Below are 16,648 nucleotides of genomic sequence, written 5' to 3' on the forward strand. Positions count from 1 at the left end.
TACTCGAATCCGCCTTCCGTGCAACCTTTAATTTAAACCTAAACCCTTGATCTACAAGGCTTTTCAGGTTCAGGCTGCGCCGGAAGTGGTGCGCATTATAGGCCCTCAAATCAGGCCGTCAATAGGGAATTCAAGAAATATTCTGCTGCAGCGAAATCCTGGCGAATGCTTTCTTACCCGCCTGGAAAACATGTATTGCTCCGAGCTTAACAATATAGCTCCGATCTACTGCCTGACCGTCCACCTTTACGCTACCTGCAGCAAGCAGATCTCGAGCAGCGGCCGCGTTCTTCACAAGGCCTGCTTTATTAAGCAATGCGGAGATGGGCATATCGCTCTCGGCTGAAACGACTATTTCAGGAAGGTCATCCGGCAGCTCGCCATCCTTCATACGATTACCCGCCGCGCGATGAGCAGTCGCGGCTGCTTCTTCACCATGAAAACGAGCAATCAACTCTTCGGCGAGCTTGATTTTAATATCTCGTGGATTTGCGCCCTTCGAAACGTCGCTACGCAGCTCTTCGATTTCCGCAAGAGAGCGGAAGCTCAGCAGCTCGAAATAACGCCACATCAAGGAGTCGGGCAGCGACACGAGTTTGCTGAACATTACCCCGGGCGCCTCCTGAATCCCAACGTAGTTGCCCAATGACTTCGACATCTTCTTCACGCCGTCCAGCCCTTCGAGCAACGGCATAGTGACCACACATTGCGACGGCTGCCCATAGGCGCGCTGTAGCTCCCGCCCCATCAGCAGATTAAATTTCTGATCGGTTCCGCCGAGCTCGATGTCAGCTTTGAGCGCGACCGAGTCATACCCCTGAACCAGTGGGTATAGGAACTCGTGAATAGCAATCGACTGATTGGCGCTGTAACGCTTCTGAAAATCATCGCGCTCTAGCATCCGCGCAACCGTGTAGTTCGACGCAAGACGCACGAAGTCTGCCGCACTCAAATCGTTCAGCCAGGCGGAGTTAAAAGCCACCTGCGTCTTGCTCGGGTCGAGAATTTTAAAAACCTGCTCTTTATAGGTCTCAGCATTGCTGAGCACCTGCTCGCGCGTAAGCGGCGGTCGAGTCGCGCTCTTACCACTCGGATCACCGATCATCCCGGTGAAATCTCCAATCAAGAAAACCACCTGATGGCCGAGATCTTGAAATTGCCGAAGCTTATTAATAAGCACGGTATGGCCAAGATGGAGATCCGGCGCCGTCGGATCGAAGCCAGCCTTGATCGTAAGCGCTCGCCCGCTTTTTAGCTTTTCAACCAGTTCCGACTCAATCAGAACCTCATCTGCACCGCGCTTGATCAGCGCAAGTTGCTCTTCTACCGATTTCATGGCGAACTCACGACGAATATGTGAAAGCGCGCAACCTTACAAGATCGTCGCTGTTTTACAAATACAGTGCTAGGCCCGCCCATCCGCACAGCTGAGTGGTGCCCTTGCCTGCAAGTACGTTTGATTATATTTTAGACAGTTATTACTCGGCAAAACTTCCCCAAGACCATGACTCGATCCGGACACAAGGTTCCGCTCTACCCGAAGAGCCACCTGCTGGCAGCCAGTGGGGTCGCCGCACTTCTGAGCCTTGCCTTACTCGTATTTCCATCGCGCGAAGTAGAAGCGAAGAGAACGTATTTCAATCTCGACCTGAATGATGCGGCCACGCAGGCGAGCCCGATGCAGCCCCCCCTGCACTCAGAAGTCGATAACGAAGAAGAATCGCAACCATCGCCTTTTGCTCAGATAAACGAACCTGAATCCACCGAAACGGCTCAGCAGCTAGAAGAGCGAGAGACTGCTACGGAGGAACTGGCCACTAACCCATTCGAGCGCGCCATCGTCGTTGCAAGTGGCGACACGCTCTCCACGCTGTTTGCAAAAGTCGGTTTGTCCAGCCAAGACGTTCACGCCGTACTGGACAGCGGCAAAGGCGCAAAGCAATTCAGCCGATTGAACGTCGGGCAGACACTGAACTTCACACTGACACCTGAAGGAAAGCTGGCAACGCTCAGTACGCAGGTTTCACCGCTCGAAACGATCAAACTGAGCCTGGTGAATGATCGATACTCGTTCGAATCTGAGCAAATTAAACCGAACGTCCATCAACGCTACGCGAGAGGCGTAATCGATAGCTCGCTGTTCCTGGCTGCCGACCGCGCAGGCCTCCCTCATTCAATGACATTCGACCTTGCCAATGTCTTCGCCTATGACATCGATTTTGCAATGGACATCCGGAAGGGTGATGAATTCGAGGTCATTTACGAGGACAAGCTCGTCGAAGGGAAACGCGTAGGCACCGGACAAATCCTCGCCGCACGGTTCACTAACCGTGGCAAGACCTATACCGCAGTTCGCTATGTCGACAAGCAAGGCGGTGCCAGTTACTACACTGCCCAAGGCGAAAGCATGCGCAAGGCGTTCATCCGCACCCCGGTGGACTTCGCACGTATCAGCTCACGGTTTTCCAATGGTCGCAAGCACCCGATCCTGAACAAGATCAGAGCCCACAAAGGAGTCGACTATGCGGCGCCGCGTGGTACTCCGATCAAAGCAGCAGGAGACGGCAAAGTTGTGCTTGCAGGTCGTAAAGGCGGCTACGGAAATACGATCGTGCTGCAGCATGGAAACAGGTACCGCACGCTATATGCGCATATGCAGGGATTTGCCAAGGGCGTGAAAACCGGAGGCTCCGTTAAGCAAGGTCAAGTCATTGGCTATATCGGCACGACAGGCCTATCTACGGGCCCGCACCTTCACTATGAGTTCCAGGTGAACGGCGTACACGTCGACCCTCTTAGCCAGAAGCTGCCCATGGCAGACCCAATTGCAGGCAAGGAAAAGCAGCGCTTCCTGCAACTCAGCGCGCCCCTTATGGCGAAGATGGATCAAGAGCGTACCACTGCGCTCGCGATGAACACCGAGACAGCGCCGAAGCTATGACGCTCTATATTGGATTGATGTCCGGGACCAGCCTAGATGGTCTGGACATCGCTCTGATCGAGCAGGCTGAAAAGCCAACCCTTCTCGCGACACACTACCAGCCGATGCCATCCGAGCTTCGAAAGCGGTTGCTCGAATTGTGTACGCCGGGCGATAACGAAATTGCCCGGGCGGCGGTCGCGGAGAACGAGTGGGCAACCCTTTCCGCAGCCGGCATTCTGAACTTGCTCGAGGCCCATCAAATTGCGCCGCAAGACGTCAGGGCGATTGGCAGCCATGGCCAGACAATTAGGCACGAGCCGCGGTCGGGGTACACCGCTCAAATTGGCAATGCCCCTTTGCTCGCCGAGCTGACCCGCATTACAGTCGTCGCAGATTTCCGTCGTAGAGATGTCGCCGCTGGAGGTCAAGGGGCACCTTTGGTTCCGGCCTTTCACGAAGCGCTCTTCTATCAGAAAGGTAAAAATCGTGCGGTGCTCAATGTAGGGGGCTTCAGCAATCTGAGTCTTCTATTTGAGACCAAAGACGTTCATGGCTTCGACTGTGGGCCCGGAAACGTGCTGATGGACGCTTGGATCAACCAGCACAAAGGCGTCAGCTTCGACGAATCCGGGCAATGGGCCGCAAGCGGAAAGGTAGATGAGCAGTTGCTATCGAAAATGCTTTGCGACCCATTCTTCAGCGGGCGCGGCCCAAAGAGTACCGGGAGAGAGCTGTTCAATCTCCCTTGGCTCGACCAGCATTTGCACAGTTGCGACGCAGTTTCCCCTTCGGACGTCCAGGCCACGCTGCTGGAGCTGACGGCTCGAAGCATTTGCGATTCGCTTAAAGCCGCACAGAGCCATACAGATGATTTACTCGTCTGCGGTGGGGGTGCTCGAAACGTCGCATTGATGCAACGTTTGCAAGCGTTGCTGGCAGACGTTCGGGTGACGACGACAGAAGCGGAAGGGGTACCAGGCGACTGGGTCGAGGCAATGGCCTTTGCTTGGCTAGCGCACTGTTGCCTTGAAGGCATTCCAGGCAACCGCCCCAGCGTCACCGGGGCAAACGGCTTAAGAGTGCTCGGCGCGATCCATCCGGCGTAACCGAACCATCCTCACGCCAACAGCCAGCGAGGCTGGCTTAGATCGAGAAAGACTGACCACAGCCGCACGTAGTGGCAGCGTTCGGATTCCTGATGACGAAGCGAGAGCCTTCCAGCCCCTCTTGGTAATCAACTTCAGCACCCGCTAGGTATTGGAAGCTCATCGGATCGACGACCAGGCTGACACCTTCGCGCTCGATAATCGTATCGTCATCTGCGAGATCTTCGTCAAACGTAAATCCGTATTGAAAACCCGAGCAGCCGCCGCCGGTCACGAACACGCGGAGCTTCAAACGAGGATTGCCTTCCTCATCAATAAGATTCTTGACCTTGCTAGCCGCACCCACCGTGAACTGCAGGGGCGTGGGAGTGAAGGTTTCGATGGACATTTGATAGATCTCCCGGCGCGCGCCGTTGGCCGTATTTCAGCGCGCCATTATCGGCTTGACCTACCAAACTGGTCAACTATTGATCGACGACCGCAAAAGTCTACTCATGCGCAGAGCACGGCCATTTGCTTGCAAGGCATGAGTCTGGTGCAATCTGTCTGATACATTATCGAAGCGAGGCAGATATGAGTAACCAGCGACACTATTCCACTGCTGACCGTCTGCTCCTCCAGGCTGATACCGCCTTGCGAACGCTGCTTCCGTTCAACGGCCAAGCCAGTCGAATGTCGCCTGCTACGTTGGAAGACAGCGCGCCACTCGATGCAGCAGAAGCTAGACACGTAGCAGGGCTCATGCGGATCAATCATACCGGCGAAGTTTGCGCCCAAGCCCTATATCAAGGACAGGCATTGACCGCGAAGCTGCCGGCTATTCGTAGCGCCATGGAAGAAGCCGCCGAAGAAGAGATCGATCACCTTGCTTGGTGCGAACAACGAATCCGCGAACTCAGCAGCCATACGAGCGTGCTCAATCCCGCGTTCTACGGATTGTCGTTCGGGATCGGAGCCTTGGCAGGGCTGGTCAGCGATCGCGTGAGCCTTGGTTTTGTCGCTGCGACCGAAGAGCAAGTGGTCAAGCACCTGGACGAGCACTTGAGTGACATCCCTGCAACGGACCGCAAGAGCCGAGCGATATTGGAACAAATGCGCAAGGATGAAGCCGCGCATGCCAGCAATGCTCTCCACGCCGGCGGACACGTATTCCCGCGCCCAATCAAATTCGGCATGACGCTTCTCTCCAAGGTCATGACGAAAACTACCTACCGAATCTAGTCACGCGAACGCCGCGCAAAGTGTGCGCCTTGCCGATGTTGTGCGGACGAGTGTCCTTCATTAGGCTCGAACGCACTCGAGCACGCTAGCGAAGCGTGCTCGCTGTCGCGCCGATTACGTCAACTCAACGATCTCGTAGTCATGGGTGATCTCGACGCCCGCCCTGCCGAGCATGATCGAAGCCGAGCAATACTTGTCCGCCGATAACTCGACTGCACGCTTGACCTGGGCCTCCTTGAGGCCACGTCCTTTCACGACGAAATGCAGATGAATACGCGTGAAAACCTTTGGCTCCTGATCCGCACGGTCAGCGTCCAGGAACACTTCACAGCTGTCTATCGGCTGCCTGGCTTTACGCAGGATACTGACGACATCGAAGTTGCTGCATCCGCCTAATCCGATAAGCACCATTTCCATCGGCCGGATCCCCAGGTTTCGTCCGCCATTTTCCGGCGGCCCGTCCATCACGACGGCGTGGCCACTGCCCGACTCACCAATAAACAATGCCTCACCCGCCCATTGAATCCGCGCCTTCATCGCAACTCCCCGCGTGGAATAAAAGGTCTCCAGCGTAGCACAGCGAACCCCTTAGCCTTTGGGTGATTGGTTTCGTCGCCGTATTCGAATTTGCTATTCAACGCACAAATGGCGCGATAGCTGGGTGAAGACTGTGGCCAGTTGCCGATCATCAAGGCACACTCTTTGCTCAGGAAGCGTAACGACCTAGATGGTCAACCCTTTAGTCAACATAGGTACGCAGCATGGAAGCTTTAAAACTCCCTCCTCGAATCAAGATCTCCGACAAGTTGCTCGCTCACTGCCATCGCCGTCGCTATACGGCGAAAAGCACGATCATCTATGCGGGCGATCGTTGTGAAACGCTGTTCTTCATCATCAAAGGATCGGTGACAATTCTCATCGAGGATGACGACGGCCGCGAGATGATCATCGGCTACCTCAATGCGGGTGATTATTTCGGAGAAATGGGGCTGTTTGACGTCGAAGGCCGTGAGCATGAGCGTAGCGCCTGGGTGCGCGCCAAGGTCGAATGCGAAGTCGCTGAAATCAGCTACGCTAAATTTCGCGAACTTGCCCAGCACGATCAGGAAATTCTATTCACCCTTGGTAGCCAAATGGCAGACCGCCTGCGCCGTACCACGCGCAAAGTGGGCGATCTTGCATTCCTCGATGTGACTGGCCGAGTAGCGCGCACGCTCCTAGACCTGTGCAAGCAGCCGGACGCCATGACGCACCCGGACGGCATGCAAATTAAAGTAACCCGCCAGGAAATCGGCCGCATCGTTGGTTGCTCTCGTGAGATGGTTGGCCGCGTACTGAAAAGCCTCGAAGAGCAAGGGCTCGTCCACGTCAAAGGCAAGACGATGGTGGTCTTCGGCACGCGTTGACGTAAAACGGCAAAAAAGGCCGTGCTTCGAAAGAAGCACGGCCTTTTTTATGCGGGACACCTCAGGGTCAAGCGTGGGGGAAAAACAAGCGGCGCAGCTCATCGCCAGGAGAAGCGGCACGCATGAATGCTTCACCGACCAAAAACGAGTGCACGCCTCGCGACTGCATCAGCTCGACCGCCACACGGTCAAGAATGCCACTTTCGGTGATGACGAGCTTATCCGAAGGAATCCGGTCCAAAAGCTCGAGCGTCGTGTCGAGGCTAACCTCAAACGTATGCAGGTTACGATTGTTGATGCCCACCAACGGGGTATCCAACACGCGTAGCGCCCTGTCGAGCTCGACCCCGTCATGGACCTCCACTAGTACGTCGAGTCCGACCTGTTTTGCCGTAGCCGCCAGCTCCGACATCTGGCCATCGTCCAAGGCCGAGACGATCAACAAAATGCAATCGGCGCCGATTGCCCTTGCCTCGACCACCTGATACGGATCAATCATGAAATCCTTACGGATCACAGGCAGCGAGCACGCGGCACGCGCAGCTCGAAGATAGTCATCAGCGCCCTGGAAGAAATCCACGTCCGTCAGAACAGAAAGACAACTCGCGCCGCCCGCTTCGTAGCTCCGCGCGATTTCGGCGGGGTCGAACGACTCGCGAATAACACCCTTACTAGGCGACGCCTTCTTGATCTCGGCGATAACGGCAGGCAGCTGACGCGACGCTTGCCCCATGAGCGAAGCGGCGAATCCCCGCACAGGCGGCGCGTGGTGGGCCAGCGTTTCCTGTTCCGCAAGACTTATGCGCGCGCGGCATTCGGCAACTTCTTCTGCCTTACGGGCAAGAATCTTCTCGAGGACGGTTGGTAAGCTCACGCTTCATTCTCCAGTCGGCATACGGCGGTAAACGCGACAAGCTCTTGCAGCTTCTCCCAGGCAAGGCCGGTGTGCAGCGCATCGTGGGCTAGCTCGATTCCATTCGCCAGCGTGTTAGCTTGATCAGACGCATAGAGTGCAGCCCCCGCATTAAGCACGATCATCTCTGCCGCTTTTTGCCCGTTTTCAGTCTTCCGACGCCCCAACGCATCCTTGATCAACTCAAGAGAAGCGGCTGAATCTTCCACACTCAGACCAATCAGGCTCTGGCTCTTGATACCGAAGTCCTCGGGCTGGATGCGGTACACGGTAACACGGCCGTTCTTCAGCTCGGCCACATGCGTAGGCGCCGCTAGGCTGATTTCATCGAGGCCATCCTGAGCATGCACCACGAGGACGTGCTTGCTACCCAGACGCGCTAACACTTCGGCCATCGGGCGGCACAGAGCGTGACTGAATACGCCGATCACTTGATGCTGCACACCGGCCGGGTTGGTCATTGGCCCAAGCATGTTGAAGACCGTGCGCAACCCCAGCTCGCGCCGCGGGCCAATCGCATACTTCATCGCGCCGTGGTGCGCAGGGGCAAACATGAAGCCGACGCCAACGCCTTCGACGCACCGTGCCACCTGTTCTGGGGTGAGGTTGAGATAAATGCCAGCCGACTCCAGCAAATCAGCGCTACCGCTCTTGCCCGACACGGCACGGTTTCCGTGCTTGGCCACCTTCCCGCCCGCGGCGGCGACGACGAACGCAGCCGCCGTCGAAACGTTGAAGATGTTCATCCCGTCGCCACCCGTTCCACAGGTGTCGACCAACTGCTCGACAGGAATGCGTACAGGCGAGGCGAGTTCACGCATGACCACTGCCGCACCAACGATTTCATCGATGGTTTCGCTCTTCATGCGCATACCCATGAGGAACGCACCGATCTGCGCGTCGGTGCATTGCCCGGTCATGATCTCGCGCATGACGTCTTTCATTTCATCGGTCGTCAGATCCAGCTGCGCGACGATTCGATTCAACGCGTCCTTAATATTCACCGCACGCCTCCTTGCTGCTTTAGGAAATTAGCGAAGAGCTCATGCCCCTGTTCCGTGAGGATGGATTCGGGATGGAACTGCACCCCCTCGACATTCAACGTCTTATGACGCACCCCCATGATTTCGTCGATGCTGCCATCTTCAAGCGACGTCCAGGCGGTGACTTCCAGGCACTCTGGCAGTGTTTCGCGCTTCACGACGAGGGAGTGATAACGCGTTACCGTGAGTGGATTGTTCAAGCCGGCGAACACGCCCTGATCGAGATGGAAGACAGGACTGGTTTTGCCATGCATCACCTGGCGCGCCCGCACGACCTCACCACCAAACGCCTGCCCAATGCTTTGGTGTCCCAGGCACACACCAAGCACTGGCAGCCGGCCAGCGAAATGGCGGATGACATCCAGCGAGACACCCGCTTCATTGGGCGTGCAAGGCCCCGGGGACACGACGATACGCTCAGGCGCCAGCGCCTCGATCTGTTCGATCGTCATTTCGTCATTACGGATCACGCGAACGTCAGCGCCAAGTTCGCCCAGGTACTGGACGACGTTATAGGTAAAAGAATCGTAGTTATCGATCATCAGCAGCATGGTGAGTCACCTTCGAATGGACTGCATCGTTCTGTGGCTCGGCAACACCGGGGAAGAAAGGGGTGTAGCCGATTGACAAGGCGGGCCGGGTAGACCGGCAGGGGACGTTAGGCGCGCCAGCGCCAACGGGCGTGCGCCTTGAGGATGCTCATTAGAAGGGAGCTGCTCGATGTCACGGGGAAGTCTCGCGTGGTTCTGGCCGCACAGTAGCCCAGCCGCCGCGGCCGTGCAACCTCCCGCGCTCACCCGCCACGGCGTCCATAAGCCGCCAGAACGGTCCGTTCGGATTGCACCAGATACGTCTCCAGTGCCACGGTTGCTTCGTCCGTACGGCCCTCCTCTAGGTGGTGAACGATGGACGCGTTCATGTCGATGTAAGGCGCATGAAGGAATTCAGGGTCCTTCAGCACGCCAAACGCCAATCGCAACTCCGCGGAGATGTGCGCGTAAAAGGTCGAAAGGCGCGGACTGTCCGCGAGTTCGACGATTGCGCTGTGGAAAGCCATGTTCGCGGTCCCCACGCTTACCCAATCCTCGACTTCCCGCGCACGCTGCGCGGTCTCCACCGCTTCGCGCATACGGCGCGTACCGGGATGCCGCGGATAGGCCTGCGCCAGCGCCTGGCACTCGATAAACCGTCGCACGCGGTAGATGTCGATGATCGAGCCCATATCCGGTACCGAGACGAACACGCCTCTATTCGGCTCGTGCTTGAGCAGGCCTTCCTGCGTCAGGACCCGAAACGCCTCGCGCAACGTATTGCGAGAAATCTTCAAGCTCTCCGCTAGAGCCGCCTCGGAAAGACGCTGCCCCGGCACGAGTTCGCCATCGACCAACTTGCGACGGATTTCTTCGGTGACGATCTCCCCGAGGGTACGAACATGATCAGGCAGCTCAGTCTTCACAAAAATCCTTGGCGATGGGGCTTACAGGTAAGGCGCTCGATATTCCGTGAGGGGTGACATTTAGGCAAGCCGAACCGCATGGACGCACCAATAGGTAGCACACCTGAGTATTTGCGTAACAATACGGTGCATGAAAGAGAACCATATAAATTGAATTGTTGAACAATAAAGCTTTGTAAGACCAACGAAATAGCGCGACTGGCCAGCGATGGCACGCGCGTTGCGTAAACAATAAAAACAATCCCTCACAGGTATCTGCGCCGTGACCCAACCCGCTAACGATTTCGCCAAGGATCGCCGCTCATCATTGATCGCCGCGATCTTCCTCATGGCCACGTCCGCTATCGGCCCTGGCTTCATCACCCAGACTGCAACGTTCACCACCACGCTCGGTGCGGCGTTCGCGTTCGGCATTCTGGCATCGATCCTGATCGATTTCGTTGTCCAGCTGAACGTCTGGCGGATCGTAACCTTGACCCGCATGCGCGCTTCGGACATTGCCAACGCCGCCATCCCCGGAAGTGGCTACCTACTCGCGTTCCTGGTGATGTTCGGGGGCTTGGTCTTCAACGTGGGCAACATCGCGGGCGCAGGCTTAGGGCTCAATGCACTGATGGGCCTCGACCCGAAATGGGGGGGAGGTCTCAGTGCGCTGGTTGCCATTGGCATCTTCATGTCGCGCCGTGCAGGGCTGGCGCTCGACCGGATCATCGTGGTGCTTGGCCTTCTCATGATCGTGTTGACGGCGTTCGTGGCCATCGCCTCCAACCCGCCGGTTGGTGAAGCGCTGCGCCAGACTGTGATGCCCGAAACGCTGAGCTTTGCAGCCATCACCACCATCGTCGGCGGCACGGTGGGCGGCTACATCACTTACTCCGGCGCCCATCGCCTTCTGGACAAAGGCACCGTCGGCGAAGAAAACCTCGGCGCAGTCACCCGCGCAGCGCTCAGCGGCATTGTGATGACAGGGATCATGCGCTACGTGCTGTTCCTCGCCATCCTGGGCGTCGTCGCCAGCGGAGTGGTCATCGACGTGTCCAGCCGTACCGCAAATCCTGCTGCACAAGCCTTCCAGGCAACTGCAGGCGAACTCGGTCTGCGGGTGTTCGGACTGGTCTTCTGGGCCGCCGCGATCACCAGCGTAATCGGCGCTGCGTACACCTCCATGTCTTTCATCACCGTCTTCGCCAAAGGCATTACCGAACGTGGGCGCAACCTTGCCACCGTCCTCTTCATACTGGTTTCCCTGAGCGTGTACTTGTCCCTTGGGACGCCTCCTGCCGCGCTTCTGGTATTCGCAGGCGGGTTCAACGGCCTGATCCTGCCGATCGGTCTGAGCATCTTCATGTACGTCGGCTGGCGTCGGTCGGATCTCATGGGTGGCTACCATTACCCACGTTGGCTACTGGTGCTTGGCGCCCTGACCTGCCTGCTGTCCTGGTACATGGCGGTCATGTCCGTCGGCCCGGTCTTCGCCTTCCTCAACGCCGCCTGATCAAGGAACACCATCATGCCTAACATCGACCTGAACAGTGACCTGGGCGAGAGCTTCGGCCAATGGCGTATGGGTGACGACGCCGCAATGCTGGACGTCGTCACCAGTGCCAACGTCGCCTGTGGCTTTCACGCCGGCGACCCCGCAGGCATCCTGCGTACGGTGAAAGCCGCCGCCGCCAAAGGCGTCGCCATCGGCGCGCACGTCGCCTATCCCGACCTCGTGGGTTTCGGCCGGCGCAACCTGGATATCGCCGACGACGAACTCACGGCCGATGTGATCTACCAGATCGGCGCCCTGCAAGCGTTGGCTCAAAGCGCCGGCGCACGCGTCACCTACGTCAAACCCCATGGTGCGCTCTACAACACGATCGCCCATGACCGGCGCCAAGCCCAGGCGGTCATCGAAGCACTAAAAGCCCTCGACAGCAGCCTCGTACTGGTATGCCTGGCCGGGTCGCCCTTGATCGGCTGGGCGCGGGAGGCCGGATTGACCTGCGTGGCCGAGGCGTTCGCCGACCGCGCGTACACGCCCGAAGGCACGCTGGTATCCCGCAAGCTGCCAGGCGCCGTCCTGCATGACGCAACCCAGGTAGGCGAACGCATGCTGCGTCTGGTCCGCGAAGGTGTGATCGAAGCCATCGACGGTAGCCTGGCGCGCATCGAAGCCGACTCCATTTGCGTGCACGGCGACAGTCCTGGCGCGGTCGAAATGGCCCGCGCGCTGCGTCAGCACCTGGAAAACGCCGGTGTAATGCCAAAGGCCTTTACGGAGATTCGCGCATGAATGCCCTGCAGATCGCTCGCCAGGCGGCCATCACAGCCGCTCGCGAAGCGCGCACGTGTTACCGTAATGGACTGGTCGCGCCCTCGGCGGGCATCGCGCCGGGCATGACCCAGGCGAATCTGATTGCCCTGCCCCGCGACTGGGCGTACGACTTTCTTCTCTACGCCCAGCGCAATCCGCAGGCATGCCCCGTGCTCGATGTCACCGATGCCGGCAGCTTCGTGACGCCCATGGCAGAAGGCGCTGATTTGCGCACAGACCTGCCGCTCTACCGCATCTGGCGTAACGGCAAGCTCGCCGAGGAAGTCAGCGACGCCCGCGGCGCCTGGGCAGAGCATCCGGACATGGTGACCTTCCTCATTGGCTGCAGCTTCACCTTCGAAACCGGGTTGCTGGAAGCCGACATCGATGTACGCCACATCACCGACGGCGGCAACGTGCCCATGTACCGAACCAATCGCGCCTGCCGTCCAGCCGGGCGCCTGCATGGCGAGATGGTTGTCTCCATGCGACCGATCCCCGCGGACCGGGTGGCCGAAGCCGCGACCATCACCGGTCGCTACCCTGCCGTGCATGGCGCGCCCGTTCACGTCGGCGAACCCTTGCAGATCGGGATTACCGATCTCGCCAAGCCTGATTTCGGCGAGGCTGTGCGTATCGAACCAGGCGAAATTCCCGTGTTCTGGGCTTGCGGCGTGACACCCCAGGCGGCGGTCATGGCGTCCGGGGTGCCATTCGCCATCACGCACTCCCCAGGGCACATGTTCATCACCGACGTGCCCGACAGCACGTACCACGTATAGGAGAAGCCCCTTGCGTTTTCTTCCAGTCAACCTGGATGCGCTGCTGGTGGAGCTGGCGGATCTGGATGAAACACTGGCGCTTTTCGACTCCCTGCAGAACGCCCCCATCGCTGGCGTCGAGGAGATCGTACCGGCGGCGCGGACGCTGCTGGTGCAATACCGTCCCAGCGCCGTCACGGCTGAGGCTTTGGTCGATCAGATCGCGTCGCGCTCCCTGAACGGGGACGGTCGTCAAGCCGGCAAGGTGGTGGAGATTCCCGTGCACTACAACGGCGAGGACCTTGCCGACGTGGCTGCACATCTAGGCATCAGCGTGGATGAGGTCATTCGCCGCCATACGGGCAGTGAGTACAGTGCCGCGTTTTGCGGCTTCGCGCCGGGCTTCGCTTACCTCAGCGGCGGCGCAGGCTTCGAAGTGCCCCGCCGAAGCACGCCCCGCACCCGTGTACCGGCTGGCGCCGTCGCACTGGCGGGCGGCTTCAGTGCGGTCTACCCGCAAGCCAGTCCCGGCGGATGGCAGATTCTCGGCGTGACCCCGCTACGCATGTGGGATCTCACCCGCGCGGAACCGGCCCTTCTCAAGCCCGGCTACCGCGTCCGCTTCAAGGATGCCGGCCCGTTGCCCGAAGGCGGCTTACCGCCCCACGCAGAAGCGCCCGACGCACCCGCGCCCGATACCCTGCATGCCTTGGGCATACGCGCGACCGGCCTGCAGACGCTGCTACAGGATCTCGGCCGCCCCGGGCAAGCGGGCCAAGGCGTATCCACCTCCGGGGCGCTCGATCGCGGCGCGGTACGTGCGGCTAATCGCGTGGTGGGCAACGACCCGGCCAGTGCCTGTTTGGAAGTGCTCATGGGCGGGTTGTCCTTCGTAGCCGATGGCCCGGTGGTCATCGCGGTCACCGGTGCGTTGGCGCCGATCGAAGTCACCTCCTCCAGCGGCCGCCGCTTGAAGCCATGTCATTACCAGCCGATCCAACTGGAAGACGGCGACCAGGTGACCCTGGGAACCCCTCCAGCCGGGCTGCGTAGCTACGTGGCCGTCCGCGGCGGCTTCGCGGTCGCACCCGTGCTCGGCAGTTTGTCCACCGATACGCTGGCGCAGGTCGGCCCCAAACCGCTCGCCATTGGCGACCGCCTGGGCGTACATACAAAGATCGCAGGCCACGCCGTCGCGCTCGACGAAACGCCCGCCTTCGATATGCCCCGTGCGGACGATGTCGTTACACTGGACGTGGTCATGGGCCCCCGCAGCGATTGGTTCACCCCCGAAGCACTCGCCTGCCTGGCCGAACAGACATGGCGTGTCACGCCACAATCTAACCGTGTTGGCATACGGCTCGCTGGCGATACGCCGTTGGCCCGCGAGATATCAGGCGAGCTGCCGAGCGAAGGGACCGCCGTGGGCGCCATCCAGGTACCGCCCAGCGGCCAGCCGGTCCTGTTCCTGGCCGACCACCCCCTCACCGGCGGCTACCCCGTGATCGGCGCAGTCGCCAGCCATCATCTCGACCTGGCCGGCCAGATTCCGGTCAACGCTCGTATTCGTTTCAACCCTCTGGGGACGTTCGAGGAACTGCGCCCCACTCCCCCCGACGAGGCCACGCACACACCATGAAAAAAGTCCTGATCGCCAACCGCGGCGAGATCGCAGTCCGCATCGCCCGCGCCTGTCGTGATTACGGCGTCACGTCCGTCGCCGTCTATGCGGACGCCGATTTCGAAGCGCTGCATGTGCGCCATGCGGACGAAGCCTACGCACTGAAGGGTGAGCGCCCTGCGGACACCTATCTCGATATCGCAAAATTGCTGGACGTCGCCCGCCGCGCAGATGCGGACGCCGTGCATCCGGGCTACGGGTTTCTCTCCGAACGCGCCGACTTCGCCCGCGCGGTGATCGACGCCGGCCTGACCTGGATCGGCCCAGACCCAGCGACCATCGACGCGCTGGGTGACAAGGTCGAGGCACGCCGGATTGCTCTGCGCGTCGGCGCACCGCTCGTGGCAGGTACCGAAAACCCGGTCGGCGGTGCCGCCGAAGTGCTCGCGTTCGCCGAAGAACACGGGTTGCCCATCGCCATCAAAGCTGCCTTTGGCGGCGGCGGCCGTGGACTGAAGGTGGCGTGGCGAATGGATGAGGTGGCCGAACTTTACGAATCTGCCGTTCGCGAAGCGGTCACGGCATTCGGTCGGGGCGAGTGTTTCGTGGAGCGCTTCCTCGACAAGCCTCGCCATATCGAGGCCCAGGTCATTGCCGATCGCCACGGCCGTGTCGTGGTTGTCGGCACTCGGGACTGCTCGCTGCAACGGCGTAACCAGAAGCTCGTCGAGGAAGCCCCTGCGCCATTCCTGGACGAAGTCTTACGCCAACGCATCCATGACTCGGCTCGGGACATTTGCGCTGAAGCCGGCTATGTCGGCGCGGGCACGGTCGAGTTTCTGCTCAGCGCCGACGGCACGCTGTCCTTCCTCGAAGTGAATACGCGCCTTCAGGTCGAGCATCCGGTCACCGAAGAGACCAGCGGCATCGATCTTGTCATCGAGCAGCTGCGCGTTGCTGACGGGCTCCCCCTCTCCTTCCATGACACACCGACGCCGCGCGGGCATAGCTTCGAGTTTCGAATCAACGCGGAAGACGCCGGTCGCGGCTTCCTGCCAACGCCGGGGCCGATCGACCGTTTCCAACCGCCTTCAGGGCCGGGGATACGCTTGGATACCGGTGTCGAAGCCGGGTCGCGCGTGCCGGGCACCTTCGATTCGATGATTGCCAAGCTGATCGTCACTGGCGCCACTCGTGAACAGGCAATCGCGCGCGCACGCCGCGCATTGGCAGAATTCGAGATCGATGGCATCGCTACGGTGCTGCCATTCCATCGCGCGGTCATGGATCACGCTGACTTCACCGGTGAAGGTTTCGCGGTGCATACGCGCTGGATCGAGACGGTCTTCGCTGAACAGATTCAGATCGCGCCTCGCAGCGATAACACTGCCGATGTCGGCGTATTGCGCACCTTCGTGGAGATCGATGGCAAACGCCATGCACTTGGATTGCCGAGCGCATTGCTACAAGGCTTGAGCGTTGCAGCGCCGGCTGCTGGATCAGGGGAAGCATCCGCTGAAGCTGTCGACGAACAGGCGCTTCGCGCGCCTGTCGCTGGCAACCTGCACACCTGGACAGTGGAAGACGGTGCCACCGTCAAGGCGGGTCAGGTCGTGGCGATCATGGAAGCGATGAAGATGGAAACGTCTGTAACGGCGCCGCACGCAGGCCGACTGTCGATCGCTCAGGAGCCAGGCGGATACTTTGAGGCAGGGGCAGTGTTGGGGCGTTTGGAGAAGAACTAGCGTCGTAGAGATGTAGGGCGGATTACACCGCGGATGTCTGAATGGCCCAAGGGTCTGTAGGGGCGACTTCCAGTCGCCTTCGCGACTAAAGTCGCCCCTACGGCTAGGTGGGTTCGTGAAGACTCGCGTCGTGGCGCCACGGCGACTGAAG

The 16,648-nt window shown here is 59.5% G+C and carries 16 protein-coding genes; 9 read left to right on the top strand and 7 right to left on the bottom strand.

The window, feature by feature from the left end; translation table 11 throughout:
• Nucleotides 1–130: 130 nt before the first annotated feature.
• Nucleotides 131–1,336, bottom strand: coding sequence for a tyrosine--tRNA ligase (tyrS, locus tag IEY47_RS14755; RefSeq protein ID WP_188984029.1), 1,206 nt, complete (start codon nt 1,334–1,336; stop codon nt 131–133).
• 168 nt (nt 1,337–1,504) lie between these two features.
• Here tyrS and IEY47_RS14760 point away from each other — a divergent pair, with 168 nt between their 5' ends.
• Together IEY47_RS14760 and IEY47_RS14765 are read left to right on the top strand one after the other, a co-directional pair.
• Nucleotides 1,505–2,941 (top strand): peptidoglycan DD-metalloendopeptidase family protein, encoded by a 1,437-nt coding sequence (locus IEY47_RS14760; RefSeq protein WP_188984030.1) that lies wholly within the window; start codon nt 1,505–1,507, stop codon nt 2,939–2,941.
• Nucleotides 2,938–4,029, top strand: coding sequence for an anhydro-N-acetylmuramic acid kinase (locus IEY47_RS14765; RefSeq protein ID WP_188984031.1), 1,092 nt, complete (start codon nt 2,938–2,940; stop codon nt 4,027–4,029). The genes IEY47_RS14760 and IEY47_RS14765 overlap by 4 nt, the downstream gene beginning before the upstream one ends.
• 37 nt (nt 4,030–4,066) lie before the next feature.
• Here IEY47_RS14765 and erpA read toward each other — a convergent pair whose 3' ends face one another.
• Nucleotides 4,067–4,417, bottom strand: coding sequence for an iron-sulfur cluster insertion protein ErpA (gene erpA / locus IEY47_RS14770; protein WP_188984032.1), 351 nt, complete (start codon nt 4,415–4,417; stop codon nt 4,067–4,069).
• A gap of 185 nt (nt 4,418–4,602) precedes the next feature.
• Here erpA and coq7 point away from each other — a divergent pair, with 185 nt between their 5' ends.
• A complete protein-coding gene (gene coq7, locus IEY47_RS14775) occupies nt 4,603–5,250 on the top strand; it encodes a 2-polyprenyl-3-methyl-6-methoxy-1,4-benzoquinone monooxygenase (RefSeq protein WP_188984033.1) in 648 nt (215 codons plus the stop codon).
• A 114-nt stretch (nt 5,251–5,364) separates the two neighbouring features.
• Here the strand turns inward: coq7 and IEY47_RS14780 are convergent, their stop codons facing one another.
• The gene (locus IEY47_RS14780; protein WP_188984034.1) at nt 5,365–5,787 is read right to left on the bottom strand and encodes an OsmC family protein; all 423 of its coding nucleotides are present in this window, start codon (nt 5,785–5,787) and stop codon (nt 5,365–5,367) included.
• Between the two features lie 224 nt (nt 5,788–6,011).
• On the opposite strand from IEY47_RS14780, the gene crp reads away from it, so the two are divergent.
• Nucleotides 6,012–6,656, top strand: a complete 645-nt coding sequence (gene crp, locus IEY47_RS14785; RefSeq protein ID WP_188984035.1) for a cAMP-activated global transcriptional regulator CRP — start codon at nt 6,012–6,014, stop codon at nt 6,654–6,656.
• A gap of 67 nt (nt 6,657–6,723) precedes the next feature.
• On the opposite strand, the gene trpC is transcribed toward crp, so the two are convergent.
• From trpC to IEY47_RS14805, 4 genes are all read right to left on the bottom strand, one after another.
• Nucleotides 6,724–7,530: an indole-3-glycerol phosphate synthase TrpC gene (trpC, locus tag IEY47_RS14790; protein WP_188984036.1), complete on the bottom strand. Its 807-nt coding sequence runs from the start codon at nt 7,528–7,530 to the stop codon at nt 6,724–6,726.
• Nucleotides 7,527–8,573: an anthranilate phosphoribosyltransferase gene (gene trpD, locus IEY47_RS14795; RefSeq protein WP_188984037.1), complete on the bottom strand. Its 1,047-nt coding sequence runs from the start codon at nt 8,571–8,573 to the stop codon at nt 7,527–7,529. The genes trpC and trpD overlap by 4 nt, the downstream gene beginning before the upstream one ends.
• A complete protein-coding gene (locus IEY47_RS14800) occupies nt 8,570–9,163 on the bottom strand; it encodes an aminodeoxychorismate/anthranilate synthase component II (RefSeq protein ID WP_188984038.1) in 594 nt (197 codons plus the stop codon). The genes trpD and IEY47_RS14800 overlap by 4 nt, the downstream gene beginning before the upstream one ends.
• A gap of 242 nt (nt 9,164–9,405) precedes the next feature.
• Nucleotides 9,406–10,068 (bottom strand): GntR family transcriptional regulator, encoded by a 663-nt coding sequence (locus IEY47_RS14805; RefSeq protein ID WP_188984039.1) that lies wholly within the window; start codon nt 10,066–10,068, stop codon nt 9,406–9,408.
• 262 nt (nt 10,069–10,330) lie between these two features.
• On the opposite strand from IEY47_RS14805, the gene IEY47_RS14810 reads away from it, so the two are divergent.
• From IEY47_RS14810 to IEY47_RS14830, 5 genes are read left to right on the top strand one after another with little or no spacing between them, the layout of a single operon-like run.
• Nucleotides 10,331–11,563 carry an NRAMP family divalent metal transporter gene (locus IEY47_RS14810; protein ID WP_188984040.1) on the top strand — a complete coding sequence of 411 codons (1,233 nt, stop codon included), beginning with the start codon at nt 10,331–10,333 and terminating at the stop codon, nt 11,561–11,563.
• A 15-nt stretch (nt 11,564–11,578) separates the two neighbouring features.
• Nucleotides 11,579–12,349, top strand: a complete 771-nt coding sequence (locus IEY47_RS14815; RefSeq protein ID WP_188984041.1) for a LamB/YcsF family protein — start codon at nt 11,579–11,581, stop codon at nt 12,347–12,349.
• Entirely contained in the window at nt 12,346–13,152 is an 807-nt protein-coding gene (locus tag IEY47_RS14820) for a putative hydro-lyase (RefSeq protein ID WP_188984042.1), read from the top strand. The genes IEY47_RS14815 and IEY47_RS14820 overlap by 4 nt, the downstream gene beginning before the upstream one ends.
• Nucleotides 13,153–13,162: 10 nt before the next feature.
• A complete protein-coding gene (locus IEY47_RS14825) occupies nt 13,163–14,770 on the top strand; it encodes a 5-oxoprolinase subunit B/C family protein (protein WP_188984043.1) in 1,608 nt (535 codons plus the stop codon).
• A complete protein-coding gene (locus IEY47_RS14830; RefSeq protein ID WP_188984044.1) occupies nt 14,767–16,497 on the top strand; it encodes an acetyl/propionyl/methylcrotonyl-CoA carboxylase subunit alpha in 1,731 nt (576 codons plus the stop codon). The genes IEY47_RS14825 and IEY47_RS14830 overlap by 4 nt, the downstream gene beginning before the upstream one ends.
• Nucleotides 16,498–16,648: the final 151 nt, after the last annotated feature.

The organism is Pseudomonas matsuisoli (assembly GCF_014647635.1).
Taxonomy (GTDB): domain Bacteria; phylum Pseudomonadota; class Gammaproteobacteria; order Pseudomonadales; family Pseudomonadaceae; genus Pseudomonas_P; species Pseudomonas_P matsuisoli.

Bases quoted from the DNA above. Each gene is read 5' to 3' on its own strand.
- tyrS (WP_188984029.1), bottom strand. From the start codon at position 1,336: ATGAAATCGGTAGAAGAGCAACTTGCGCTGATCAAGCGCGGTGCAGAT.
- IEY47_RS14760 (WP_188984030.1), top strand. From the start codon at position 1,505: ATGACTCGATCCGGACACAAGGTTCCGCTCTACCCGAAGAGCCACCTG.
- IEY47_RS14765 (WP_188984031.1), top strand. From the start codon at position 2,938: ATGACGCTCTATATTGGATTGATGTCCGGGACCAGCCTAGATGGTCTG.
- erpA (WP_188984032.1), bottom strand. From the start codon at position 4,417: ATGTCCATCGAAACCTTCACTCCCACGCCCCTGCAGTTCACGGTGGGT.
- coq7 (WP_188984033.1), top strand. From the start codon at position 4,603: ATGAGTAACCAGCGACACTATTCCACTGCTGACCGTCTGCTCCTCCAG.
- IEY47_RS14780 (WP_188984034.1), bottom strand. From the start codon at position 5,787: ATGAAGGCGCGGATTCAATGGGCGGGTGAGGCATTGTTTATTGGTGAG.
- crp (WP_188984035.1), top strand. From the start codon at position 6,012: ATGGAAGCTTTAAAACTCCCTCCTCGAATCAAGATCTCCGACAAGTTG.
- IEY47_RS14800 (WP_188984038.1), bottom strand. From the start codon at position 9,163: ATGCTGCTGATGATCGATAACTACGATTCTTTTACCTATAACGTCGTC.
- IEY47_RS14815 (WP_188984041.1), top strand. From the start codon at position 11,579: ATGCCTAACATCGACCTGAACAGTGACCTGGGCGAGAGCTTCGGCCAA.
- IEY47_RS14820 (WP_188984042.1), top strand. From the start codon at position 12,346: ATGAATGCCCTGCAGATCGCTCGCCAGGCGGCCATCACAGCCGCTCGC.
- IEY47_RS14830 (WP_188984044.1), top strand. From the start codon at position 14,767: ATGAAAAAAGTCCTGATCGCCAACCGCGGCGAGATCGCAGTCCGCATC.